This window comes from Parapusillimonas sp. JC17, from assembly GCF_052180245.1.
In the GTDB taxonomy this organism is placed as follows: domain Bacteria; phylum Pseudomonadota; class Gammaproteobacteria; order Burkholderiales; family Burkholderiaceae_B; genus Parapusillimonas.
In genome coordinates, this window is sequence record NZ_CP197474.1 from 3,306,751 (window position 1) to 3,331,658 (window position 24,908).

A 24,908-nucleotide genomic window follows, 5' to 3' on the forward strand; every position below is an offset into this window, starting at 1 on the left:
CTTGTCTCTCCCACCTTCCGGTGTCGTTTATGCATTCAATTTTTCGATGCCACCCATGTACGGGCGTAGCGCTTCAGGTACAACGATACTGCCATCTTCCTGCTGGTAGTTCTCCAGCACTGCAACCAGTGCCCTGCCTACGGCCAGGCCGGAACCGTTCAGCGTATGCAGGTACTCCGGCTTGCCTTTTTCCGGCCGGTAGCGCGCCTGCATGCGCCGAGCCTGGAAGGCTTCGCAATTAGAGACGGACGAGATCTCGCGCCAGGTATTTTGCGCAGGCAGCCAGACTTCGAGATCATAAGTTTTAGAAGAGCCGAATCCCATGTCCCCGCCGCACAACAACACGACCCGATACGGCAACCTCAGCCGCTGCAGCACCGCCTCCGCGTGGCCGACCATTTCCTCGAGGGCGTCGTAGGATTTCGCGGGATCGACGACCTGCACCATTTCGACCTTGTCGAACTGGTGCTGCCGGATCATGCCTCGTACGTCGCGACCGCCGCTACCCGCCTCCGAACGGAAGCATGGCGTGTGTGCCGTCAGTTTCAAGGGCAGTTCCTGCTGGGGCACGATGGTGTCGCGAACCGACCCGGTCAGTGTGATCTCAGAGGTGGAAATCAGATAGAGGTCCTCGTGCTCGATGGGGTTTCCATGCTCGTCGAGCTCAGGTTCCAGGCCCTGCCCGCCTTTGGTCACCCAGAACATGTCGTCCTTGAACTTCGGGAGCTGGCCGGTTCCGAACAAGGTGGAGCTATTGACGATATAGGGGGTATAGCACTCTTGGTAGCCGTGCTCGGTGGTCTGGAGGTCCAGCATGAACTGGGCCAGCGCCCGGTGCAGGCGCGCCATCTGGCCGCGCAGCATCATGAAGCGCGAGCCCGACAGCTTGCGAGCCGTGTCGAAGTCCAGCCCGATCGGCTCGCCCAGGCTGACGTGGTCCCTGACCTCGAACGGCAACGGCTTGGGACAACCGTCGGAGCCGACTTCCATACCGTCGGGGATCCAGCGCCGCACTTCCACGTTGTCGTCGCTGTCCTTGCCTGCCGGCACGCTTTCGTTCGGCAGGTTCGGAATGGTCGTCAGCCAGCTGTTCAATTCGCCCTGCACAGCTGCCAATTCGGCTTCCAGCTCTTTCAAGCGAGCGGGAATCTGCTGCGACTCGGCCATTTCCTTGCCGGCGTCCTCGCCCTTGGACTTCAATTGACCAATCAATTTGGAAACGGCATTCCGCCGCGCCTGCAACGCCTCGGTCTCGACCTGGACGGATTTGCGGCGGGCTTCAAGCTGGTTGAAGCGGTCGGCGTCGAATTCGATGCCGCGCAAGGCCAGCGCCTTGATCACCGCCGGCAAGTCTTTACGCAACTGATTGGGATCTAACATAATTAACCAAAAGAAGATTTAGGGACGCAGAAATGCCGGCATGGCGCGATGCGCCTGCAGGCAAACTATGATTTGGCTTGCCTGTCCAGCTGCCTCAGGAAAGCCAGTTTCTCGGAGATTTTACCTTCAAGGCCGCGGTCGGTAGGTTGATAAAAGCGTGCGCGAAGGCCATCCGGAAAGTAATTCTCGCCTGCCGCGTAACCCTGCGGTTCGTCATGGGCATAGCGGTATTCCTTGCCATGGCCCATTTGCTTCATGAGCTTGGTGGGCGCGTTGCGTAAATGGATGGGCACCGGCGCGCTGCCGTGCTCTTCGGCGTATCGCCGAGCCTGCTTGTAAGCCATGTACAAGGCGTTGGACTTTGCCGCACAAGCCAAGTACACGACGGCTTGTGCCAAGGCGAGTTCGCCCTCCGGAGAACCCAGCCGCTCGTAGATGTCGGCCCCGTTCAGCGCCAGCTGCGTCGCGCGCGGATCGGCAAGCCCGATGTCCTCCACTGCCATGCGAACGATGCGGCGGGCTAGGTAGCGGGGGTCTGCCCCGCCATCCAGCATGCGCGCGAACCAGTACAAGGCCGCATCGGGGTCGGAGCCGCGCACCGATTTATGCAATGCGCTGATTTGGTCGTAGAATGCGTCGCCGCCTTTGTCGAAGCGGCGCAGATTCTGGGAAAGCGAAGTCTCCAGCCATTCGCCGTCGACCACAGTTCGCCCCGCCGCCATGGCCGATTCCGCAACCACTTCGATGGCGTTGATGACGCGCCGCGCATCGCCGTCCGCCCAGCGCGCCAGCACTTCGCGCGCCTCGGGCGCAAGTTGCAGCGGCGTCCGTTCGCCGTCCTCAGTATCGGAATCCCGGCCAAGGATATCGATGGCCCTGTCGATCAATTGCATCAGCTCTTCGACCGACAGCGACTCCAGCACATAGACCCGCGCCCGCGACAGCAGCGCCGAGTTGACCTCGAAAGAAGGATTCTCGGTGGTTGCGCCAATGAAGGTGAACAGGCCGCTTTCGACATACGGCAGGAACGCGTCCTGCTGTGCCTTGTTGAACCGGTGCACTTCGTCGACAAACAGTATGGTGCGCCGGCCCTGGCCCTGTGCTACCTGCGCCACCTGGACCGCTTCGCGTATGTCCTTCACGCCTCCCAGCACGGCCGAAATGGCGATGAATTGCGCGTCGAAACCATCGGCCATCAGCCGGGCGAGAGTCGTCTTGCCGACGCCCGGCGGCCCCCAGAAAATCATGGAATGCGGACGCCCCGACTCGAACGCCACGCGCAGCGGCTTACCCGGCCCCAATAGATGCGATTGCCCGACGACCTCCGACAGGTCGCGCGGACGCATGCGCTCGGCAAGCGGCGCATGCCTTGCGGTCGCTGGGCCGCCGGAGAAGAGATCCTGGGATCCAGCCATATGCCTACTGCATCTTGACGACGTCCACCCCCGCCGGCGGCGTGAACGTGAACGTCGCGGCGTCGAGCTTGGGATTGGCGCGGATGCCGGTCAGGCTGATGCGGGTGGTCTGGCCGAACGAATCGAGCAAATCGATACGCTGCGGCATGCTGTCCTTGAAACCGATCTCCACGTGAGTGAATCCCGCATCGGCGCTGCGCGGCTTGGCCCTGAGCCACTCCAGGCCGTCCCGCGGCGGTAGGTCCTGAAGCTCGAAGGCGTCTTCGATCGCCCCGGAACCGAACAGAATCGCCGCGGGCGACGCGCCGATGGACTGATCGACATTGCGCTCGGTCACTTGGGCGAGGTCGGGATCGTACTGATAGAGCCGCTGACCGTCGGAAATGATCAATTGTTCATAGGGCTTGCGCACATCCCATTTAAATTTGCCGGGACGCTGGAAGGAAAACTCGCCGGTCTGGGCGGGCTTCCCGGCACCCTGCCTATCGGTTGCCTGCTGGCTGAAGCTGCCGCTGGCCGACTGCACGCTTTTTACGAAATCGCGCAGCTGCTCGGCGCCCGATGCCGACCATGCAAGAACAGGGCTGGCGGCCATGACGGCCGCGGCCAGGATTTGCCTAATCTTCATTGGATGTGTTCCCCGGAGCGAGAATTTCACGGTTGCCATTGGACTGCATGGCCGATACCAGGCCCGCTTGTTCCATTTGCTCGAGCAAACGGGCCGCGCGGTTGTAGCCTATGCGCAAATGCCGCTGCACCGATGAAATGGACGCGCGCCGGTTCTTGAGTATGACTTCGACAGCCTGATCGTACAAAGGGTCGGATTCCGCGTCGGCAAAGCCGGTCACGCCGCCCACACCGTCGCCGGTCTCGCCTTCGAGCGAGCCTTCCAGCAAGCCATCAATATAATTGGGCTCGCCCTGCTGCTTGAGCGACTCGACCACCCGGTGGACTTCATCGTCATGCACGAAGGCGCCGTGCACCCGGGCGGGCAGGCCCGTGCCCGGCGGCAAATACAGCATATCGCCCTGCCCCAGCAAGGTCTCCGCCCCCATCTGGTCCAGGATGGTGCGCGAATCGATCTTGGAAGAGACCTGGAAAGCGATGCGGGTGGGAATATTGGCCTTGATGAGCCCGGTGATCACGTCGACGCTGGGCCGCTGGGTCGCAAGGATAAGGTGTATGCCCGCAGCCCGGGCTTTTTGCGCCAGGCGGGCAATGAGCTCCTCGATTTTCTTGCCGACCACCATCATCAGGTCGGCGAGCTCGTCGATGACCACGACGATCATGGGCAGGGTAGCCAGCGGCTCGGGCGCGTCGGGTGTCAGCGAAAACGGATTCGGTATGGGTTCTTCGCGCTTGATCGCCTCGCGTATCTTGTTGTTGTAGCCGGCCAGATTGCGCACCCCCATCTTGCTCATGAGGCGATAGCGCTTTTCCATTTCGCCCACGCACCAGTTCAAGGCGTTGGCGGCGTGCCGCATATCGGTTACCACCGGCGCCAGCAGATGCGGTATGCCCTCATAGACGCTCATTTCCAGCATCTTGGGATCGATGAGTATCAACCTGACCTGCGTGGCGTCCGCCTTGTAGAGCAGCGAGAGGATCATGGCGTTGATTCCCACCGATTTGCCCGAGCCCGTGGTGCCCGCCACCAGCAGGTGGGGCATCTTGGCCAGGTCGGCAACGACGGGATTCCCCGCGATATCCTTGCCGAGCGCCATCGTCAGCACGGATGAGCTGGCATGGTAGGTTTGCGAACCGATGATCTCGGACAGCTTCACGACCTGGCGCTTCGGATTGGGCAATTCCAGCCCCATCAGGTTCTTGCCGGGTATGGTTTCGACCACCCGGATGCTGACCAGGCTGAGCGCGCGCGCCAGATCCTTGGCCAGGTTCACGATCTGGCTACCCTTGACGCCGGTTGCCGGCTCGATTTCATAGCGCGTGATCACCGGCCCGGCCTGCGCCGCCACGACGACCGCCCTGACGCCGAAGTCGGACAGTTTTTTCTCGATCAGCCGCGAGGTGTATTCGATGGTTTCGGGCGAGACGGTCTCGATATTGTCTTGCGGCGCATCCAGCAGATTCACCGCCGGCAGGTCGCCGGAGCCGCCGCTTTCGATGGGCGCGGTAAACAAGGCTTTCTGCTTTTCCTTTTCGACACGGACGGACTTGGGCACCGAGGTGATTGCCGGTTCGATGCGCACCGGCTGCTCATGCACGAGCTGCTCTTGTTTGGCGACGACGATTTCCTCGCGCTCCGCCTTCTTGACCTGCCCGACTCTGCGATCCTCGTAGGCGGTCTTGAGCTCGAGAACACGTTTTATGCCCCGTTCGACGGCCTGTCCGACGCGCTCGGCAATGTGCAGCCAGGAAAAGCCGAAGAACAGGCTCGCGCCCACGACGATGAAGGCAAGCAGAAGCAGCGTGCATCCGGTCGCGCCCAGCGACGAGGACATGACATGCGCCAGCAGCTTGCCCAATTGCCCACCCGCTCCCGCGGGCAGCGCGGCGCCGAGCTGCTTCATTTGCAAGGCTTCGATACCCATGCAGCCCACGAGCAACAGGAAGAAGCCACCGCCTACTTCCCAGCGCACGCGCGGAAGCGGCCCTTCGGTATTGGGCAGCAGCAGGCTGGTGAGCCTGTAGAACCCCATGGCGACCCGCTGGGCCAGCAGCACGACCCAAAGCCATGCGGAATAGCCGAACAGGAAAAGAAGGAAATCAGAGATATAGGCGCCGAGCGTGCCGCCGCGATTGGACGTGCTGGCGGCCAGGACCGAATGCGACCATGCCGGGTCGGCAGGGTCCCAGGTAGCGAGCACGAGGCCAAGCCAAGCCGCGAGCGCCGCGAACACGATCCACCGTGCTTCGCGGAACAGGCCTGACAGGCGCGATTGCAGGGGCGACGGCCCGTTGCGCACATTGCGGGAGGAGCGTGGGGATGTAGCGGGTAATCTAGCCATAGACTCATTATAATTGGCTGTTCACTTTTTTCGGATTTTGTGTAATGACGACTCCCAAGCACGCCAAAGTACTCATCCTGGGCTCGGGTCCCGCCGGTTATACGGCGGCGGTTTATGCCGCTCGCGCCAATCTGAAGCCCGTGCTCGTCACGGGCCTGGAGCAAGGCGGCCAGCTCATGACGACCACTGATGTCGACAACTGGCCGGCGGATGCGCAAGGCGTTCAGGGACCCGATCTCATGCAGCGCTTCCAGGCGCACGCTGAGCGCTTCGATACGGAAATGGTCTTCGATCACATCACCAGCGTCGACCTGTCCAAGCGGCCGTTCACGCTCACCGGCGACACGGGCTCGGCCTATACCTGCGACTCGCTCATCATCGCCACCGGCGCGTCCGCCCAGTACCTGGGCCTGCCTTCCGAACAGGAATTCATGGGCCGCGGCGTGTCGGGCTGCGCAACCTGCGACGGCTTCTTCTACAAGAACCAGGACGTCGTCGTCGTGGGCGGCGGAAACACCGCCGTCGAAGAGGCGCTATACCTGTCCAACATCTGCCGCAGCGTCACACTGGTGCACCGCCGCGACAAATTCCGCTCGGAACCCATCCTGACCGACAAGCTCATGGACAAGGTCGAGAACGGCAACATGAAGCTCAAGCTGTTCTATGAACTTCAGGAGGTCCTGGGCGACCAGTCCGGCGTGACCGGCGTGCGCTTGCTCAACAACCAGACCGGCAATACCGAAGACCTGGCCGTCACCGGCGCTTTCATCGCCATCGGCCACAAGCCCAATACCGGCATCTTCGAAGGCCAGCTCAACATGGAAAACGGCTACATCATCACACGCAGCGGTCTCAGCGGGCTTGCAACCATGACCTCCGTCCCGGGCGTATTCGCCGCCGGCGACGTCCAGGACCACGTCTACCGCCAGGCCATCACCAGCGCCGGCACGGGCTGCATGGCCGCCCTGGACGCGCAGCGCTGGCTGGAGAATGCCGGCGAATAAAGGCAGGCGCGGTCAAGGCGGAGCCACGGGCCACGGGCTCGCCGACCTGAAGCGCCTGCGCAAGGAAGCCGAAGCCGCCAAGGAAGGGGTCAGACCCCATACGGGGTCTGACCCCTTACGACGCCGCGCCAATGCCATACCCCAGGAGCGGGCTGGGGTCAGACCCCATACGGGGTCTGACCCCTCGACCCGGCGCCCGACTGGGATCACACCCCGCACGGGGTCTGACCCCGATCCTGAAACCCTGCCCCGGGAAGACGCCGAGCTGTTCCGGCGGGCCGTCAAATCGGTGATCCGCCTCAAGGACAGCAACCGGGCCGTCCTGCCCCCGGTCCCGATGGCCCCGACTGCCGTGCTGGCCGAACGCCGTGCGCGCGCCATGGGCCGGGATGTTCCGGTACCGCCGCAAATATCCGATCAGTTCAGCCCTCCCGGCATCGAGCAGGACGACTCCAGCTACTTGCGCCCTGACTGCGGCCCCGATCTGCTCAAGGATCTGCGGCGCGGGAAATGGCCCATAGGCGCCAGCCTGGACCTTCATGGCAGTACCTTGGACGAGGCACGCGAGCGGCTGGACCGTTTCCTGCAATCCTGCCTGGAGCACCAGGTGCGCTGCGTGCGCATCGTGCACGGGAAAGGCTATGGCTCGAAGGACAGCGAGCCCGTGCTGCGCCAGACGATCAGGCGCTGGCTGAGCCAGCTGGCCGCCGTGCAGGCCTATACAGAGTGCTCGGAGCAGGACGGAGGGGCCGGCGCCGTGCAGGTGCTGCTGAGGAAATCGGCATAGGATCCGGCTTAACCCACGACGCCCATGCGGCATACATGACAAAGGCCGACGATTTTGTCGTCGGCCTTTGTGCTTTTTTTATTTCTTATGGGACCTGCTACATTTATTGTTTTACCGACTTATCGGCTTGCCCATGCAGGGCTTTGTCTCCTCACCTGCATGGAACGCATTGTGCAACATAATTCACTGCGCGACACTTAGGGTATGCACTATGTTAATGGTTTTTATGGGGTCGGACCCCGTACGGGGTCCGACCCCCGGGCTGTCCACGCTATCGGTAGCCGACTCCCATGACATAGTCGCGCAGCAGGGATTCTTCGTATTCGCTGTCCTTGATGAGCGCCTCGAGGGCATCGCTGACGTATAGCAGGCCCAAGGGCTCGGCCGCTTCATTTGCGACCGGCAATTGTTTCAAGCCATGCTTTTTCATCGTCAACCAGGCATCGTGCAAACGGTCTTCCGGCTTGCATACGATGAGCTCGGTGCTCATGACGTCGGCAATCATGGTGGTGCAGCTGCATCCTTGGCAATGACTGATCTGCCGTACGACATCGCTTTTTGTAACGACGCCTCGCATGCGCCCTTCAGACCCGCACACCACCACCAGGTTCGAGTGGCTTTCACTGAGCAGCCTGGCCGCCTCGACCAGTGGCGCAGCGGTCGGGATGGTCAATAAACGCTTCCTGGCAACATCCAGCACGGTTCGAACCAATTGCATTTAGGATACCTCCAACCTGATGCCGGCAGGCATTTCAGATTTCACAAAGTGTGATTCAACATGGACAGACGAATGTGCTCGATCGCCCGGGACGGCGCCAAGCCTTTGGGACAGACCTCTGTACAGTTCATGATGCTGCGGCACCGGAACACGCGATAGGCGTCATTCAGGTCGTCGAGGCGCTCTTCCGTGGCTGTGTCGCGGCTGTCGCTGATGAAACGATAAGCGTTCAATAAGCCTGCGGGCCCTACGAACTTGTCCGGATTCCACCAATATGACGGGCACTGGCTGGAGCAGCATGCGCACAAGATGCATTCATACAGGCCATCGAGCGATTCCCGTTGCGAGGGAGACTGAAGGCGCTCTTTATCGGGGGGAGGCTCCGGATTGATCAGGTACGGCCTGATGGACCAATACTGTTTGTAGAACTGCGTCATGTCCACTACCAGGTCCCGGATCACCGGGAAGGTAGGCAGCGGGCGCAGCATCACGGGTTGTTTCAAGGATCTCAACGGCGTGATGCAGGCCAGACCATTGCGGCCATTGATATTGATGGCATCCGAGCCGCAAATTCCTTCGCGACAGGACTTTCGCAAGCTCAGCGTGTCGTCCAGTTCGGACTTGATTCGCAGAATGACGTCGAGCAGCATGTGGTCGGCGGGACCCACCTTGATTTCGAAGTCCTGCATCCTGGGTCTTGCATCTGCATCGGGATCAAACCGGTATATGGAAAACCTCATGTCGTTCCCCTATGTTTCAACCTCATAGCCGCCGTCAGGCGCCGGCGACATACAATACCTTTATCGCCCACCCTCCCATGCCAACCAGCCCAAAGGCCAGAAGCGCCAATACGCCGATACGAAGCGGCAATGGCTTCACGTAATCCAGAATCACGTCGCGCAGGCCGACCCATGCGTGCACCAGCAAGGCGACGATGAATACGCAAGCCGCGGTCACAAAGAACGCACCCGATGCGCGCGCTCGCCATGCGTCGTACGAACCGGGGGGATAAAATGCAAACGAGGCGATGAACAGCGGCAGCGCAACAAGCAGATAGACGGCCGTCAATCGCTGAATCAGCCAGGCACGAAGACCGCTCAACGGCGCTGTCTTCATAGCCATACCACCGCCGCAAACAACGCGATCAGGACTGCCAACACGTTCACCGCCCATGCACTGCGGCGGGCGGCCGCCAGCCGGGAACCAATATCGACATCGCTCAGCATATGGCGCAAGCCCGCCAGCAGGTGATGAGCCAGTGCCCAGGCAAACAGCACCGCCAGGCATCGGGCCCCAAAGGCATCGAAGAAGGCGCCGACCCTGGCATAGCCGTCGGGTCCTTCAAGCGAGACGCTGAACAGATAAATGCCGATAGGGATGCCCGCAGCGAGCAAAATGCCAGTGACACGATGTGTAATGGAGGTCAACGCGCCAACCGGCATCTGGATCTGGAACACATTGAAAAACATCGTTTTTTTCATGCCTCCTCCTTTTCAAGACTAAGTCCCCCTGCCCTCGGCATCCGCTGGAAACCATATCACGTTCCTTTGGCGGGCCGGCTTATTCCGCTTTTGGCAGTATGGTGATTATTCACATGGGGGTCAGACCCCGGATTATTCACATGGGGGTCAGACCCCGTATGGGGTCTGACCCCGACCCCTTCCCAGGCCTTCAAATTGCTACATGGTCGTCCGGAGGACCGCATCATGAAATCGGAACGTCAAAAGATGGTGGATGGGGAGCTCTATCTGCCAATGGACCCGGAACTCGTGGCGGCTCGCACTCGCGCGCGCGATCTTTGCCAGGCTCTGAATGCGACGAGCGAATCGCAATCCGAACAGCGTCGGAAGATTCTTGATGATGTGTTTGCGTCGGGCGGGGATTCAGTCTGGATGCAACCACCCTTCTTCTGCGACTACGGTGCCAATATCGAACTGGGCGAGCGGGTATTCTTCAACTTCAACTGCGTCGTGCTCGACGTGTGCCTGGTCCGGATCGGCAGCTACACCCTGTTTGGCCCGGCAGTGCAAATCTACACCCCCATGCATCCGTTCAACGCCGAACTGCGCCGCCGTGAAGAATTCGGCAAGCCGGTGGACATCGGATCGGACGTCTGGGTGGGCGGCGGCGCCATCATACTGCCTGGCGTACACATCGGATCGCGCGCAGTGATCGGGGCAGGCAGCGTGGTCACGCGCGATGTCCCGGAAGGCGTGTTCGCCGCGGGGAATCCATGCCGGGTAATTCGCGAGATCACTGAGTAAGCCGCAGCGCGTACTCGCCGCGCTCCATCCTTGATCCTTGGGTGAACCCGTTCTTCGCAGCTCTTCCAGGTGGGCGATTTTGATCGGAGCGTTCTCACTTCGATCAGGCGCGGGCTGCGCGACGAGATCGTGCTGATGACCAAAGTCGGCATGTGGGAGCCACGCAAAAGCCACCGCCCTGCGACCAAGACAAGGCTAGGAATGCACCGGCCGGGCAGTCAGTTGCACACCCAGCGCAGTACATACGCGAGCAATGGTATCAAAGCGCGGATGCGAACCAGGGCGCAAGGCCTTATAAAGCGCCTCGCGCGTCAGTCCACTGGCCCGCGCCACTTCGGCAATGCCACGCGCACGGGCAATGATGCCCAGCGCATGGGAAAGCTCGGCGGGATCGTTTTCTTCCAGAACCGCCGTCAGATAGTTGGCAATGTCCTCATCTGTCTTGAGGATTTCGGCACACCACGTCAATCTTCCGAGGCCTACCGCCGTGCTTGCTTCTACCCTCGGTGTGTAAGTCGATCCACGCCATGATGTCGCAACGCCTCCACTTTAAAAAGCATACGACGCCATGCAAGCCACCGAATGAAAAACCCGCAAACCTATGTGGAATGCGGGTTTCGTGTACTACCTGATACGACGGTGGACAGACTTACATGTTGTCGATCATGACTTGACCAAAGCCCGAGCAGGACACCTGGGTCGCGCCTTCGAGCAGGCGGGCGAAGTCGTACGTGACCTTCTTGGACAGGATGGATTTTTCCATGCTGCTGATGATGAGGTCAGCGGCTTCGGTCCAGCCCATGTGGCGCAGCATCATTTCAGCGGACAGGATCTCGGAGCCCGGATTCACGTAGTCCTTGCCGGCATACTTGGGCGCCGTGCCGTGCGTGGCTTCGAACATGGCAACCGAGTCGGACAAGTTGGCGCCCGGGGCGATGCCGATACCGCCGACTTGAGCGGCCAGCGCGTCGGAAACGTAGTCGCCGTTCAGGTTCAAGGTTGCGATGACGTCGTATTCGGCGGGACGAAGCAGGATCTGTTGCAGGAAGGCGTCGGCAATCGAATCCTTGACCGTGATTTCACGACCGGTCTTGGGATTCTTGAACTTGCACCATGGGCCGCCGTCGATCAGCTGGGCGCCGAATTCCTTCTGGGCGAGTTCGTAGCCCCAGTCGCGGAAACCGCCTTCGGTGAACTTCATGATGTTGCCCTTGTGCACCAGCGTGACCGAAGAGCGGTCGTTGTCGATGGCGTACTGGATGGCCTTGCGGACCAGGCGTTGCGTGCCTTCGCGCGAAACGGGCTTCACACCGATACCGGAGGTCTCGGGGAAACGGATCTTCTTGACGCCGAGCTCGTTTTGCAGGAAAGCGATCAGCTTCTTGGCATTGGCGCTTTCGGCCTCGAATTCGATGCCGGCGTAGATGTCTTCGGAGTTCTCGCGGAAAATGACCATATTGGTCTTTTCGGGTTCACGCACAGGCGAAGGAACGCCCTTGAAGTACTGGATCGGGCGCAGGCAGACGTACAGGTCAAGCTGCTGGCGCAGCGCTACGTTCAGCGAACGGATGCCGCCGCCGACGGGTGTGGTCAACGGACCCTTGATGGAGACGACGTAGTCGCGCACGGCGTCAAGGGTTTCTTCGGGCAGCCAGACGTCGGATCCGTACACCTTGGTTGACTTTTCACCGGCATAGACTTCCATCCAGTGAATCTTGCGTTTGCCGCCGTAGGCCTTGGCAACCGCCGCGTCGACGACCTTGAGCATGACGGGAGTGATATCGGCACCTGTGCCATCGCCCTCGATGTAGGGGATGATGGGTTCGTCAGGGACGTTGAGCGAAAAATCGGCGTTGACGGTGATTTTTTGGCCCGCGGCCGGGACCTTGATGTGCTGATAGGACATGGATGCTCCAGTTGAGCTCGGGAAAGAGCAGAAATCGTAAAACAAGAACAGACGCCCGGCACATGCCCGGGTCTTATATAAGAGTAGTTTATCCTATATTGGGCAAACCTGTCAGTGGCGCCCATGGCGGTTAAAATGCTCTATTGCACGGCAATAGCATTACAACGGAAAGTCATATGTTCAATCCCTCGCGGGAACAGGTACGGCAGTTCTTTACCGAGGCATGGCGCAAGCACAGGACCGCAGGCGTCCTGACGCCTCTGGAAACCATGGCCGTCGACCTCATCGAACTGCATCCCGAATACCACGCCGACCTGGAAGATCCCGAAGCCGCGTCCGCCGACTTCAGCGTGGAACAGGGCAGGACGAATCCCTTCCTGCATCTGTCCATGCACCTGGCCATCAACGAGCAATTATCCATCGACCAGCCGCCGGGCATCAAGGCGGCCTTCCAAAGCCTGCTGGCCACGCGCGACGCCCACGAGGCCGCCCATGTGATCATGGAAGCGCTGGGCGAAGTGGTGTGGGAAGCGCAGCGGCTGGGCACGCCCCTGGACACCGAAAAATACATAGACCTGATCCGGCGCCACGCCGGCCGCCACTGACGGGCCCTTGCCCCGATTTCGAAGATCCTGGACGTGCGGCATTTTCGGAACAACGATGTTTCCAGCCATAACCACTGGGCAAACAAAAAAGGCGCCATGCCGGCGCCTTTTTCTGGTTGGTGTCCCCTTCCCCGGCGTGCTTACTTGCGCACGGACAGCGGCGACGGCTGGGCGGCCAGCCAGGCGGCGATGTTTTCGATGTCGGCCGGCGTCAGCTGCGCAACCATGGCGCCCATGATGGCGTTCTTGCGCACGTTGGCGGTCGCCGGCAGATTGGCCGCGCCGCGCTTGTATGAGCGCAGGGCGTGTTCGAGATAGTCCTGGTGCTGGCCGGCGATGATGGGGTAGGTGGGCATCACCGAAGTCTTGGCATCGGCGCCATGGCAGGAAGCACAAGTGAACTTTTCGAAGGCCGCCTTGCCTGCGGCCAGATCCGCGGCGGATGCGCCGGAAGCCAATGCAACGAGAACGGAGCCTGCCAATGCGAGTGTCAATTTTTTCATACAGGCCCCCTGTTATTTGAGATTGGCGTAGTAAGCAGCAAGATCCGCCATGTCCTGTTCGGACAGGCTTTGCGCGATAGCTTCCATGGTGGGGAAGGTGCGCGCGCCGCTGGCGTATTCTTTCAGGGCTGCGACGATGTATTCGGCATTCTGGCCCGCGATCATGGGAACATGATAGACCTCGGGATAGCTGGACTTGTAGCCCTTGATGCCGTGGCAACCAATGCACATAGAGGTTTTAGAGAGAGCGGCCTTGGCGTCGCCCACAGGTACGGCATCGGCCGCAAGGGCTTGGCCCGTAAACACACAGGAAGCCATGACGGCCAGCGCAGACAAGGTGCGCGTCGTAGAGGTTCGCAACTTCATAATAGCTCTTGTTGGCGGTGATTAAAATGTTGATCTGAGTCAACAGATCGTCGAAAAAATTTGATTGTACGATAATTGTCTTGCGTGATACATGTATGGGTTCACGACGTTGCAATACGGTTCATAAACTACGGAATACGACACAATGACTTCTGCAGCACCCGAATTTTCCTCAGAGCGGTTCACCGGCACCGAACGCTACGTCGCCACGGACGACCTGAAGCTTGCCGTGAATGCCGCGCTGGCCTTGCAGCGTCCGCTGCTGATCAAAGGGGAACCCGGAACGGGCAAGACCATGCTGGCGGAAGAAGTAGCCGCCGCGCTGGGCCGGCCGCTGCTGCAATGGCATATCAAGTCGACCACCAAGGCGCATCAGGGACTGTACGAATACGACGCGGTATCCCGGCTGCGCGATTCGCAATTGGGCGACGAGAAAGTCCGCGACATCGGCAACTACATCGTCAAGGGCGTACTATGGCGCGCTTTTGAATCCGACGAACCGGTGGTTGTACTGATTGACGAAATCGACAAAGCCGACATCGAGTTCCCCAATGATCTGCTGCGCGAACTCGATCGCATGGAATTCCATGTATACGAGACGCGTGAAACCATTCAGGCGCGGCATCGCCCCCTTATCATCATTACCTCCAACAACGAAAAAGACCTTCCCGACGCCTTCCTGCGCCGCTGCTTCTTCCACTACATCAACTTCCCGGACCGGACGACCATGCAGGAAATCGTGGCCGTGCACTACCCGGATATCAAAGAGGACATCCTGCGCGCGGCGCTGGATACCTTCTTCACCCTGCGCGACGCGCCCGGGCTCAAGAAGAAGCCGTCGACTTCCGAGTTTCTGGATTGGCTGCGCCTGCTGATGAACGAAGGCATACGCGCCGAAGACATCGGCGACACCGAGACCAGCCTGCCCATCATGGCCGGCGCGCTGCTCAAAAACGAACAAGACCTCACACTGCTTCAACGCCTGGCCGCGATGACGCGGGCCGGACGGCGCTGATCGCCCAGCCGGCGCATATTGGCCGAGTATCTACCGGAGCCCCAGAACAAGACATGAGCACAACAACAGGTTTTCTGAAGAATCCCAGCCCCACCACGCTGGAAGCGCGCGGCGTGCGGCTGATGCCGCTGGATGCATCGCACGCCAATGAGCTCGAACAGGCCGCGGCCGACGGCGAACTATGGAAGCTGAGGGTCACCTCCGTTCCCGCGCCGGGCGAAGCCGCCGCTTATATAAAAGCAGCGCTGGCAGGACGGGATGGCGGCCATATGCTGCCTTTCGCCGTGTTGGAAACGGATAGCGGGCGCATCATCGGGACCACCCGCTACCACGACATCGTCCCGGCCATCGGCCGGCTGGAAATCGGCTACACATGGTATGCGAAAAGCCGGCAGCGCAGCCATGTCAACACCACCTGCAAGCTGCTGTTGCTCGAGCATGCCTTCGAAGACCTGGGAGCGCACGTGGTAGGGTGGCGCACGGACAATTTCAACTTCGCCTCGCAACGCGCCATCGAGCGGCTCGGCGCCAAGAAAGACGGCGTGCTGCGCCATCACGCAGCGCGACGCGACGGCTCGGTGCGGGATACGGTCATGTACAGCATGGCGCGCGGCGAATGGCCCGAAATCCGCCGGCATCTCGAATACCAGCTCGCTCGCCATGCTGATTGATTTCTTCTACCATCTGCGTGCCCACAGGCTTCCGGTTTCAGTGCAGGAGTACCTGACGCTGCTCGAGACACTGCAAAGCGGCGTCATGCCGCCCACCGTCGATGACTTCTACCATCTTGCCCGCATGACGCTCGTCAAGAACGAGACCTTCTTCGATCGCTACGATCAAGCCTTCGGGAGCTTTTACCGCTCGGTGGAAGCAGCGCTGCCTGCCGACAAGGACATACCCCTGGAGTGGCTGATCAAGCAGTTTCAGAAGCAGCTCACACCCGAAGAAAAAGCGGCTCTGGAAAAACACGGCTGGGACAAACTCATGGAAATGTTCAAGCAGCGGCTCGAAGAACAGGAAGGACGGCATGCCGGCGGCAGCAAGTGGATAGGCACCGGCGGGTCGTCGCCGTTCGGGCATGGCGGCTATCATCCTGAAGGCATACGGCTGGGCGGCCCGTCAGCCGGCAACCGCAGCGCCGTCAAAGTCTGGGAAAAACGCGAATACCGCGACTACGACGATCAACAGGAGCTGGGCACGCGTAATTTCAAGATGGCCTTGCGCAGGCTGCGCCGCTTCGCCCGGGAAGGTGCAGAACTCGAACTGGACCTGGATGGCACCATCAGCAATACCGCCCGCAATGCGGGCTTTCTGGACCTGCAAATGGTTCCGGAGCGCCACAACACCGTCAAGGTCCTGATGCTGCTGGACGTCGGCGGCAGCATGGACGACCACATCGCTCGGGTGGAAGAATTGTTCTCGGCGGCGCGCAGCGAGTTCAGGCACCTCGACGTATTCTATTTCCACAACTGCCCTTATGAAATGCTCTGGCAGGACAACCGGCGACGCCACACCGAACGCTTCGATACCTGGGACATCTTGCGCAAATACAACGAAGACTGGCGCCTGATCATCGTGGGCGATGCAACCATGAGCCCCTACGAAATCATCCAGCCCGGCGGGTCTGTCGAGCACAACAACAAGGAATCGGGCGCGACATGGATGCAGCGCCTGCTCGAAAACTGGCCCAAGGCGGTATGGCTGAATCCGGAACCCTCGGCCTACTGGCAGTACCGGCAATCCATATCCATCATGCAGAATCTCATGGGCGGCCGTATGTTCGGCGTGACGGTGAGCGGGCTTGAACAGGCCATGCGCGCATTGTCCAAGTAAAGGACGGCACATGGTCCGCCCTTCCGTGCAGGCCATGTGGTAAAAGTAGCTTTGCTTTCCTGGTCAACATAAAAGGGACTCGCGCGCATGCTTTCCTTTCTTTCCCGCACCGTGCTCTTCGTCGGTGCCATGCTGTTTGGCACCACCCTGGTTTTCTCCGCCCGGGCCATGGAGCTTCCCACCGGCGTCAGCGAGATCACCTCCGTAGAAGGCGTGGCCGAATACGTCCTGCCGAACGGGCTGCGCATTTTGCTGGCGCCCGATGACTCCAAACCGACCACTACGGTCAACATGACCTACAAGGTGGGCTCTCGCCACGAGAACTATGGGCAGACCGGCATGGCCCACCTGCTTGAGCATCTGCTGTTCCGGGGCACGCCCACGCTGCGCAATGCGCTGGCCGAGTTTTCCAAGCGCGGCCTGGCCGCCAATGGGTCCACCAGCAGCGACCGCACCAATTACTACGCCAGCTTCGCGGCGGACCCTGACAATCTTGAATGGTATCTGCGCTGGCAAGCCGACGCGATGGTCAACTCGCTCATCGCCCGTGAAGACCTGGACTCCGAGATGACGGTGGTCAGGAACGAAATGGAACGCGGCGAGAACAACCCCTTCCAGGTGCTGCTGCAGCGCATGCAGGCCTCCGCATTCCAGTGGCACAACTACGGCAAGTCCACGATAGGCGCACGCTCCGATGTCGAGAACGTGGACATCACTCAGCTTCAGGCTTTCTACCGCATGTACTACCAGCCTGACAACGCGGTACTGATCGTCTCCGGTCGCTTCGATCCGGAAAAAGTGCTTGCCATCGCCGGCGATGCGTTCGGCAAGATCCCGAAGCCCGACCGCCGCCTGCCGCCGGAATATACGGAAGAACCCGTGCAGGACGGCGAACGGAAGGTGGTGCTGCGGCGCCACGGCGGCAGCCCCCTCATTGCCGCCCTCTTCCATGCCCCGGCCAGCGCTGACCCGGACTTCGTCGCGCTGGACATGGGCGTCTCCATCTTGGCGGACACCCCTTCCGGCAGGCTCTATCACGAGCTGGTCGGCAATGGGCTAAGCTCCAGCGTGTTCGCCTTTTCTTCCGGTCAGCGCCAGCCGGGCTATGCCTTCTTCGGCGCCCAGCTCGAAGAAGGCATGGATCAGGACAAAGCATTGTCCGTCATGAACGACACCATCGGCTCCGTCGCCAAAGAGCCTTTCAAGCAGGAAGAACTGGATCGCATGCGCAATAAATGGCTCACCGGCTGGTCGCGTACGTACGCCAATCCCGCCAGCCTGGCCAGCGCGCTGTCGGAATCGGTTGGCGACGGAGACTGGCGTCTCTTCTTCCTGCAACGCGACCGCGTCGAAAATGTGAAGCTGGACGATGTACAACGCGTGACCGCAGCCTATCTCGTGCCAAGCAACCGTACCAACGGCATGTACGTGCCGGGCGAAAGTCCAAGGCGGGCACCAAAGCCGGACTCGATGGATCTGGATACCATGCTGCATGACTACCGCGGCAAAGACACCGGGGCCGCGGCGGGCGCATTCGACCCCACGCCCGACAACATCGATGCCGCAACCGACCGCAGCCCGCTGGAACTCGCCAACGGCCAGGTGAAGCTGGCTCTGCTGTCGAAGCCGACGCGCGGCGATCGGGTCGAGGCCAAGCTGCTCGTTCAGTTCGGCAACGCCGAATCACTGAAAGGCATGCGCGATATCTCGGAAACGACCGCATCCCTGCTCGCCCATGGGACCAGCACCATGACGCGCCAGGAAATCGAGGACCGCTACAACGCGCTCCAGGCCGAAGTCGATTTCGGCGGCGGCGCGGGCGTGGTGGCCGTGCACATGTCGACCATCGGCGAAAACCTTCCTGAAGTCATCAAGCTGTCGCTGCACATTCTGCGCGAAGCCAGTTTTCCGGCGAAGGAACTGACTGAATACCAGCGGCAGGCCAGCACCGCCATACGCAACGCCATGGCCGAGCCCGGGTCGCTCGCCTCGCGCGCCCTGGCCAGGCACGACAACCCTTGGCCGCGCGACGACGTTCGCTACACGCCGACTTTCGAGGAAGAACTGGCCAGCGTGGCTGCCTTGACCCGCGGACAGCTCGAACAGTTCCATAATCGCTTCTACGGGGCAGGTACCATCGCCTTCTCGGCCGTGGGACAGTTCGATGGCGCAGCGGTGAAGGCGGCGCTGAGCGAAGGGCTGAAAGGCTGGCAAAAGGCCCCTGCTTACACACGTGTGCCGGATCCCTATCACGACGTTCCCCCGCAAGAGTTTCTCATCAACACACCCGACAAGGCCAATGCCTTCTATCTGGCGGCGCTGCCTTTGAAATTGCAGGATACGGACGAAGACTACGCCGCACTTTATCTTGCCAATTACCTGCTGGGCAGTTCGGAAACTTCACGCTTGTGGACACGCGTCCGGGTACAGGACGGATTGTCCTACGACGTGCGCAGCATGCTCAGCGCTTCCTCGTTCGAACCTTCCGGAAACTGGACTTTCTACGCCATCCATGCGCCCGAAAGCACCAAGCGCCTGCGCGAAGCCATGACGGCGGAACTGGATCGGGCCATCAAGAACGGGTTTACAGAGGAAGAAGTCCGGGAAGGCGTCTCGGCCTTGCTGAATTTCCGCAAACTGGCGCGTACGCGCGATGGCGCGCTGGCAACCACCTGGATCAACTACATGCAGCTGGACCGCAGTTTCGAATGGTCGGCACACATCGACCAGGCCCTGTCGAAGCTGTCCGCCGAATCGGTGAACCAGGCCATGCGGAAAAGGCTGGACCCGGCGCGGCTCAGTATCGCGATAGCGGCGGATCAATCCAAGCAGTAGCTGCTGGGAGGTGTCGGACCCCGCAGGGGGTTTGACCCCGCGACTTGAAAAACAGGGGTCTGCCCCTGTACTTAAAAAACAAGGGGTCAGACCCTGTACAGGGTCTGACCCCAAATTATTGCGAAAAGGGTCAGACCACGAATGGGGTCTGACCCTGCCCTCTCATGAAAAGAATTTCTTGACGCGGTCCGTCCAGGACTGGCTGTTGGGCGAATGCTTTTCACCGCCTTGCTGCAGCGAGACCTCGAACTGGCGCAGGATCTTCTTCTGTTCTTCGCTGAGACGCACGGGTGTTTCCACCGAAACATGGCAGTACAGGTCGCCCGGGTAGCTGGCGCGCAAGCCGCGTATGCCTTTTCCGCGCAGCCGGAAAGTCTTCCCGCTTTGCGTTCCTTCCGGAATCGTGATCTGCCCACGCCCGGTCAAGGTGGGCACCTCGAGCTCTCCGCCCAGCGCGGCCGTCGTGAACGGAATCGTCAGTTCGCAATGCAGGTCATCGCCATCGCGTTGGAATATTCCGTGCGGCTTCAAGTGGATCTCGACATAGAGATCGCCGGGAGGCCCGCCATTGACTCCGGGCTCGCCGTTCCCGGCCGAGCGGATGCGCATGCCGTCATCGATGCCGGCGGGAATCTTGACCTGCAGGGTCTTGTTCTTGCGGACACGGCCCACGCCATCGCAAGCCGTGCATGGATCGGTGATTTCCTTGCCCGTGCCGTGGCAGGTCGGGCAGGTCTGCTGGACGCTGAAGAAGCCTTGCTGCATGCGCACCGCGCCGCTGCCGTCGCAAGTGTGGCAAGTCTTGGGTTGCGTGCCGGGCTTGGATCCGGAACCATGGCAGACGTCGCAGCGTTCCCAACTGGGTACCCGGATCTCGGTGTCGAAGCCGTTGGCGGCCTGCTCGAGGCTGATGTCCAGCGTGTACTTGAGATCAGCCCCGCGATACACCTGCGGGCCACCGCCGCGGCGCGCGGCACCGCCGAAGATCTCGCCGAAGATGTCGCCAAAGGCATCGGCAAAACCCGCCCCGCCCATACCCGCGCCCATGCCGGCGTTGGGATCCACGCCCGCGTGGCCGTACTTGTCGTAGGCTGCGCGTTTCTGCTCGTCGGACAGCATCTCGTAGGCCTCTTTGACCTCTTTGAACTTTTCCTCGGCTTCCTTGCTATCGGGATTACGGTCGGGGTGGTACTTCATCGCCAGCTTGCGATAAGCTTTTTTCAGCTCATCATCGGAGGCGTTCTTGGCCACACCCAGAATTTCATAATAGTCGCGTTTTGCCATTTGGATCGCTTGCGTCTGTGACGTCTGTTCTTTGAGTCTGAATAAGAATGCCCGATTTCCGGTAAATAACCAGAAACCGGGCTGAAGCCGCTAGGGCCAGGCCTTATTGATCGCGCTTGACTTCTTTGAAATCGGCATCGACCACATTGTCGTCAGCGGGCTTGGCCGCATCTGCAGCGCCTTGCTGCGCCGCCTGAGCCTGCATGTCGGCATACATCTTTTCACCCAGCTTCTGGGAAGCCGTTGACAGCGCCTCCACCTTGGCATCGATGGCCGCCTTGTCGCCGTCCTTCAGGGTTTCCTCGAGATCCTTCAGAGCGGCCTCGATGGCTTCCTTGTCCGACGCATCGAGCTTGTCGCCGTATTCCTCCAGCGACTTGCGGGTGGAGTGCAGCAGCGAGTCGGCCTGATTGCGCGTGAGCGCGAGTTCGGCAATACGGTGGTCTTCCTCGGCATTGGCCTCGGCATCCTTCACCATGCGCTCGATCTCGTCTTCGGTCAGGCCGGAGCTTGCCTTGATAGTGATCTTGTTTTCCTTGCCGGTGCCCTTGTCCTTGGCCGACACGTGCAAGATACCATTGGCGTCGATGTCGAACGTGACTTCGATCTGGGGCGTGCCGCGTGCCGCAGGCGGAATGCCTTCCAGATTGAACTCGCCCAGTGCCTTGTTGCCCGCCGCGATTTCACGCTCGCCCTGGAACACCTTGATGGTCACCGCCGGCTGGTTGTCGTCGGCCGTGGAGAACACTTGCGAATAACGCGTAGGAATCGTGGTGTTCTTCTGGATCATCTTGGTCATGACGCCGCCCAGCGTCTCGATGCCGAGGGACAGGGGCGTCACGTCGAGCAGCAGCACGTCCTTGCGGTCGCCGGACAGGACGGAGCCCTGGATGGCGGCGCCGGCGGCCACGGCTTCATCGGGGTTGACGTCCTTGCGCGGCTCTTTGCCGAAGAACTCCTTGACCTTTTCCTGCACCTTGGGCATGCGGGTCATGCCGCCGACCAGGATCACGTCGTCGATCTCGGAGACCTTGACGCCGGCATCCTTGATGGCGATACGGCAAGGCTCGATCGTGCGTTCGATCAGGCTCTCGACCAGGGCTTCGAGCTTGGCGCGGGTGATCTTCAGGTTCAGGTGCTTGGGACCGGACGCATCGGCCGTGATGTAAGGCAGGTTGATTTCGGTCTGCTGCGTCGACGAAAGCTCGATCTTGGCCTTTTCAGCGGACTCTTTCAGGCGCTGCAACGCGAGCACGTCTTTCGACAGGTCTACGCCGCTTTCCTTCTTGAATTCGCCGATGATGTAGTCGATGATGTGCTGGTCGAAGTCTTCGCCACCAAGGAAGGTATCGCCGTTGGTCGACAGGACTTCGAATTGCTTCTCGCCATCGACGTCGGCAATTTCAATGATGGAGACGTCGAACGTACCGCCGCCCAGGTCATACACCGCAATCTTGCGATCGCCCTTTTCGGTCTTGTCCATGCCGAACGCCAACGCAGCCGCTGTGGGCTCGTTGATGATGCGCTTGACGTCGAGACCGGCGATGCGGCCGGCATCCTTGGTGGCCTGCCGCTGGCTGTCGTTGAAGTAGGCGGGCACGGTAATGACCGCCTCGGTGACTTCCTCGCCCAGGTAGTCTTCGGCCGTCTTCTTCATTTTGCGCAGCACGTCGGCCGACACCTGCGGAGGCGCCAGCTTCTTGCCTTGGGCTTCGACCCAGGCGTCGCCGTTATCTGCCTTGACGATGCTGTAGGGCATCAGGTTGATGTCTTTCTGCACCGCTTTTTCGTCGAACTTGCGGCCGATGAGGCGCTTGACGGCATATAGCGTGTTCTTGGGGTTGGTCACCGCCTGGCGTTTTGCAGGCGCCCCGACCAGGATTTCGCCGTCTTGCATGTAAGCGACGATGGAAGGCGTGGTGCGCGTGCCTTCCGCGTTTTCGATGATCTTGACGCTGCTGCCGTCCAGCACAGCCACACAGCTGTTGGTCGTACCCAGGTCAATGCCAATGATCTTGCCCATATTATTACCCTGCTAGAGATTTTGAATTTGTAAAAACTTTCCGATGGACTTCAAGTGGGGGTGCGGGACGCGATTTCAAGCCTTCCGACACAATTTTTATCGTGGAGACGCGTTTACGCCCCCAGGCACCCGCCTAGCCTGCCTGCCCCGAAGAAACCATGACCAGCGCAGGACGCAGCACACGGTCCGCAATGGTGTAGCCCTTTTGCAGCATCTGCGCCACCGTGCCCTCCGGATGTTCGGACGGCACCGTGGAAATGGCCTGATGATGGTGCGGATCGAACTTCTCGCCCGCGGCAGGCGCTACTTCCCTCAGAAGATTACGCTCGAATGCGGTATTCACTTGCCGGAGCGTGGCCTCCACCCCTTCGCGCCAGGCCTCGGCGGTCTGGTCGCTGAGCGCCAGGGCGGCTTCCAGGCTGTCGCGCACCGGAATCAGGCTTTCGGCGAATGATTCCGTGCCGAATTTGCGGGCCTTGGCAACGTCTTCCTGGGCGCGGCGCCGGATGTTCTCGGTCTCGGCACGGGCGCGCAGCAGTTCCTCGTGATACTGGGCGATCTTGGCCTCGGCCTCGGACAACAAAGTGGCCCAGTCCTTTTCCGCCTCGATCTGCTCCTGGGCTTCGACGGCCTCGGGAGAGGCTTCGCCCTCATTGACCTCGAGCTGCTCTGACGTATCGACCGCAGGATCTTTAGCTTGGGAATCCAGGTTTTCTTTGCTTGCCGACATAAAAAATCTCCACATACGATTATGCAATTCATGGAAAATGGGGGCTGACGCCCCCATTTCAAGACCTCTTTGAAAAACTTTGGAATGAGGGGTCATACCCCGTACGGGGTCTGACCCCCAGGTTCATACTATTAAGGGGTCATACCCCGTATGGGGTCTGACCCCCGGGTTCATGCTATTAGGGGGTCAGACCCCGCACGGGGTCTGACCCCAAGTTCACCAGCCGCCGAGATGCCGGCGTATCAATCGCGCAAAGGCCTGGGACCATGCCGCATCATCATTCAGGCAGGGCAGATAGCGCAACTGCTCGCCGCCCTCTTCCAGAAATGCATCCCGGCATTCGACACTGATTTCCTCCAGGGTTTCCAGGCAATCGGCCAGAAAGCCCGGACACATGACGTCCACACGCTTGACTCCCTGGCGCGCCCATTCCCGCAAGGTGGGCTCGGTGTAGGGTTCCAGCCACTTGGCCGCGCCGAAACGGCTCTGGAAAGCGGCATGAACCAGCTCGCCATCGGCGCCCAGCCGCCGCTTGAGCAAGGAGACGGTCTCCATGCAGTCCCGATAGTAAGGGTCGCCCTGTTCGATGGAAAACCGGGGCAGGCCGTGGAAACTGAGCAGCAGGCGCTCGGGTCGGCCTTCTCGACTCCAGTGTTCCTGGATCTGCCGCGCAAGCGCGGCGATGTAGCCCGCATCGTCGTGATAGCGCTTTACGAACCGCAGTTCGGGCTGGTCGCGCAGCCGCGCGGCATGCCGCGCGACATGATCCACGGCGGTGGCGGTCGTGCTGGCGGCATACTGGGGATACATTGGAACGGTCAGTATGCGCTCGCATCCTTCCGCCCTGAGCTCATCGAGCGCCCGCGCAATCGACGGATTGCCGTAGCGCATGCCCAGCTTCACCCTGGTGTCCAACCCCTGCCCGGCCAGTTCGCGCTGTACGGCACTAGCCTGCGCCTGGCTCCATACCAGCAGCGGAGACCCGTCCTGCAGCCAGATGTCGCGATACCTTGGCGCCAACGCCCGCGGCCGCCTTGGAAGAATGAATAGCCGGAGAATGACCTGCCAGATCCACGCGGGTATCTCTATGACGCGCGGATCGGAAAGGAATTCCGCCAGGTACCGGCGTATGTCGCGCGGCGTCGGGGTGTCCGGCGTGCCCAGATTGACCAACAGGACCCCAACAGGGCCGGGCGGCCGCGGCGGCGGATCGGCGCTGAAAGCATGGGGATCGGATGGTTCCGGCAAATAAGGTGAAGCGAATTTCATTC

Annotated in this window: 24 protein-coding genes; 8 read left to right on the forward strand and 16 right to left on the reverse strand. The window is 60.7% G+C overall.

The window, feature by feature from the left end; all coding sequences use genetic code 11:
• Positions 1-27: 27 nt before the first annotated feature.
• The 4 genes from serS to ACSBPU_RS15960 form a co-directional block, all read right to left on the reverse strand.
• Entirely contained in the window at positions 28-1,380 is a 1,353-nt protein-coding gene (gene serS, locus ACSBPU_RS15945) for a serine--tRNA ligase (protein ID WP_442592967.1), read from the reverse strand.
• Between the two features lie 65 nt (positions 1,381-1,445).
• On the reverse strand, positions 1,446-2,795 hold the full coding sequence (locus tag ACSBPU_RS15950) for a replication-associated recombination protein A (protein ID WP_442592968.1): 1,350 nt from the start codon (positions 2,793-2,795) through the stop codon (positions 1,446-1,448).
• Between the two features lie 4 nt (positions 2,796-2,799).
• A complete protein-coding gene (lolA, locus tag ACSBPU_RS15955) occupies positions 2,800-3,423 on the reverse strand; it encodes an outer membrane lipoprotein chaperone LolA (protein ID WP_442592969.1) in 624 nt (207 codons plus the stop codon).
• Positions 3,413-5,764 carry a DNA translocase FtsK gene (locus ACSBPU_RS15960; RefSeq protein WP_442592970.1) on the reverse strand — a complete coding sequence of 784 codons (2,352 nt, stop codon included), beginning with the start codon at positions 5,762-5,764 and terminating at the stop codon, positions 3,413-3,415. The genes lolA and ACSBPU_RS15960 overlap by 11 nt, the downstream gene beginning before the upstream one ends.
• A 44-nt stretch (positions 5,765-5,808) precedes the next feature.
• Between ACSBPU_RS15960 and trxB the strand changes: the two genes are divergently transcribed.
• The gene (gene trxB, locus ACSBPU_RS15965) at positions 5,809-6,768 is read left to right on the forward strand and encodes a thioredoxin-disulfide reductase (RefSeq protein WP_442592971.1); all 960 of its coding nucleotides are present in this window, start codon (positions 5,809-5,811) and stop codon (positions 6,766-6,768) included.
• Positions 6,755-7,555, forward strand: a complete 801-nt coding sequence (locus tag ACSBPU_RS15970) for a Smr/MutS family protein (RefSeq protein ID WP_442592972.1) — start codon at positions 6,755-6,757, stop codon at positions 7,553-7,555. The genes trxB and ACSBPU_RS15970 overlap by 14 nt, the downstream gene beginning before the upstream one ends.
• 271 nt (positions 7,556-7,826) lie before the next feature.
• Here the strand turns inward: ACSBPU_RS15970 and ACSBPU_RS15975 are convergent, their stop codons facing one another.
• Genes ACSBPU_RS15975 through sdhC form a run of 4 tightly spaced genes read right to left on the reverse strand, consistent with a single transcriptional unit; the run spans position 7,827 to position 9,754 of the window.
• Positions 7,827-8,273 (reverse strand): CBS domain-containing protein, encoded by a 447-nt coding sequence (locus ACSBPU_RS15975; protein WP_442592973.1) that lies wholly within the window; start codon positions 8,271-8,273, stop codon positions 7,827-7,829.
• Positions 8,274-8,314: 41 nt separating this feature from the next.
• Positions 8,315-9,013: a succinate dehydrogenase iron-sulfur subunit gene (locus tag ACSBPU_RS15980; protein ID WP_442592974.1), complete on the reverse strand. Its 699-nt coding sequence runs from the start codon at positions 9,011-9,013 to the stop codon at positions 8,315-8,317.
• 34 nt (positions 9,014-9,047) lie between these two features.
• Positions 9,048-9,395, reverse strand: a complete 348-nt coding sequence (sdhD, locus tag ACSBPU_RS15985; protein WP_442592975.1) for a succinate dehydrogenase, hydrophobic membrane anchor protein — start codon at positions 9,393-9,395, stop codon at positions 9,048-9,050.
• A complete protein-coding gene (gene sdhC / locus ACSBPU_RS15990; RefSeq protein WP_442592976.1) occupies positions 9,386-9,754 on the reverse strand; it encodes a succinate dehydrogenase, cytochrome b556 subunit in 369 nt (122 codons plus the stop codon). Before sdhC ends, sdhD begins: the two co-directional genes overlap by 10 nt.
• A gap of 225 nt (positions 9,755-9,979) precedes the next feature.
• Here sdhC and ACSBPU_RS15995 point away from each other — a divergent pair, with 225 nt between their 5' ends.
• Positions 9,980-10,537: a sugar O-acetyltransferase gene (locus ACSBPU_RS15995; RefSeq protein WP_442592977.1), complete on the forward strand. Its 558-nt coding sequence runs from the start codon at positions 9,980-9,982 to the stop codon at positions 10,535-10,537.
• Between the two features lie 195 nt (positions 10,538-10,732).
• On the opposite strand, the gene ACSBPU_RS16000 is transcribed toward ACSBPU_RS15995, so the two are convergent.
• Both ACSBPU_RS16000 and icd read right to left on the reverse strand, forming a co-directional pair.
• Positions 10,733-11,005: an addiction module antidote protein gene (locus tag ACSBPU_RS16000; RefSeq protein ID WP_442592978.1), complete on the reverse strand. Its 273-nt coding sequence runs from the start codon at positions 11,003-11,005 to the stop codon at positions 10,733-10,735.
• 181 nt (positions 11,006-11,186) lie between these two features.
• Complete coding sequence (gene icd / locus ACSBPU_RS16005) at positions 11,187-12,443, reverse strand: NADP-dependent isocitrate dehydrogenase (protein WP_180071532.1); 1,257 nt, start codon at positions 12,441-12,443, stop codon at positions 11,187-11,189.
• A 176-nt stretch (positions 12,444-12,619) separates the two neighbouring features.
• Between icd and ACSBPU_RS16010 the strand changes: the two genes are divergently transcribed.
• Positions 12,620-13,048, forward strand: a complete 429-nt coding sequence (locus ACSBPU_RS16010) for a DUF1841 family protein (RefSeq protein WP_442592979.1) — start codon at positions 12,620-12,622, stop codon at positions 13,046-13,048.
• Between the two features lie 140 nt (positions 13,049-13,188).
• Here the strand turns inward: ACSBPU_RS16010 and ACSBPU_RS16015 are convergent, their stop codons facing one another.
• The gene (locus ACSBPU_RS16015) at positions 13,189-13,551 is read right to left on the reverse strand and encodes a c-type cytochrome (RefSeq protein WP_442592980.1); all 363 of its coding nucleotides are present in this window, start codon (positions 13,549-13,551) and stop codon (positions 13,189-13,191) included.
• A 12-nt stretch (positions 13,552-13,563) separates the two neighbouring features.
• Positions 13,564-13,917, reverse strand: coding sequence for a c-type cytochrome (locus ACSBPU_RS16020; protein WP_442592981.1), 354 nt, complete (start codon positions 13,915-13,917; stop codon positions 13,564-13,566).
• Positions 13,918-14,062: 145 nt separating this feature from the next.
• On the opposite strand from ACSBPU_RS16020, the gene ACSBPU_RS16025 reads away from it, so the two are divergent.
• The 4 genes from ACSBPU_RS16025 (at position 14,063) to ACSBPU_RS16040 (ending at position 19,600) form a co-directional block, all read left to right on the forward strand.
• On the forward strand, positions 14,063-14,932 hold the full coding sequence (locus ACSBPU_RS16025) for an AAA family ATPase (protein WP_442592982.1): 870 nt from the start codon (positions 14,063-14,065) through the stop codon (positions 14,930-14,932).
• 53 nt (positions 14,933-14,985) lie between these two features.
• Positions 14,986-15,603 (forward strand): GNAT family N-acetyltransferase, encoded by a 618-nt coding sequence (locus ACSBPU_RS16030; protein ID WP_442592983.1) that lies wholly within the window; start codon positions 14,986-14,988, stop codon positions 15,601-15,603.
• Complete coding sequence (locus tag ACSBPU_RS16035) at positions 15,593-16,765, forward strand: vWA domain-containing protein (RefSeq protein WP_442592984.1); 1,173 nt, start codon at positions 15,593-15,595, stop codon at positions 16,763-16,765. The genes ACSBPU_RS16030 and ACSBPU_RS16035 overlap by 11 nt, the downstream gene beginning before the upstream one ends.
• An 87-nt stretch (positions 16,766-16,852) precedes the next feature.
• Entirely contained in the window at positions 16,853-19,600 is a 2,748-nt protein-coding gene (locus tag ACSBPU_RS16040) for a M16 family metallopeptidase (protein WP_442592985.1), read from the forward strand.
• Between the two features lie 162 nt (positions 19,601-19,762).
• Here ACSBPU_RS16040 and dnaJ read toward each other — a convergent pair whose 3' ends face one another.
• The 4 genes from dnaJ to hemH all read right to left on the reverse strand — a co-directional run bounded on the left by dnaJ (position 19,763) and on the right by hemH (position 24,906).
• Positions 19,763-20,884 (reverse strand): molecular chaperone DnaJ, encoded by a 1,122-nt coding sequence (gene dnaJ / locus ACSBPU_RS16045; protein ID WP_180071540.1) that lies wholly within the window; start codon positions 20,882-20,884, stop codon positions 19,763-19,765.
• 103 nt (positions 20,885-20,987) lie between these two features.
• Complete coding sequence (gene dnaK, locus ACSBPU_RS16050) at positions 20,988-22,907, reverse strand: molecular chaperone DnaK (RefSeq protein WP_442592986.1); 1,920 nt, start codon at positions 22,905-22,907, stop codon at positions 20,988-20,990.
• Between the two features lie 133 nt (positions 22,908-23,040).
• Positions 23,041-23,637 (reverse strand): nucleotide exchange factor GrpE, encoded by a 597-nt coding sequence (grpE, locus tag ACSBPU_RS16055; RefSeq protein WP_442592987.1) that lies wholly within the window; start codon positions 23,635-23,637, stop codon positions 23,041-23,043.
• Between the two features lie 216 nt (positions 23,638-23,853).
• The gene (gene hemH / locus ACSBPU_RS16060; protein ID WP_442592988.1) at positions 23,854-24,906 is read right to left on the reverse strand and encodes a ferrochelatase; all 1,053 of its coding nucleotides are present in this window, start codon (positions 24,904-24,906) and stop codon (positions 23,854-23,856) included.
• Positions 24,907-24,908 lie beyond the last annotated feature (2 nt).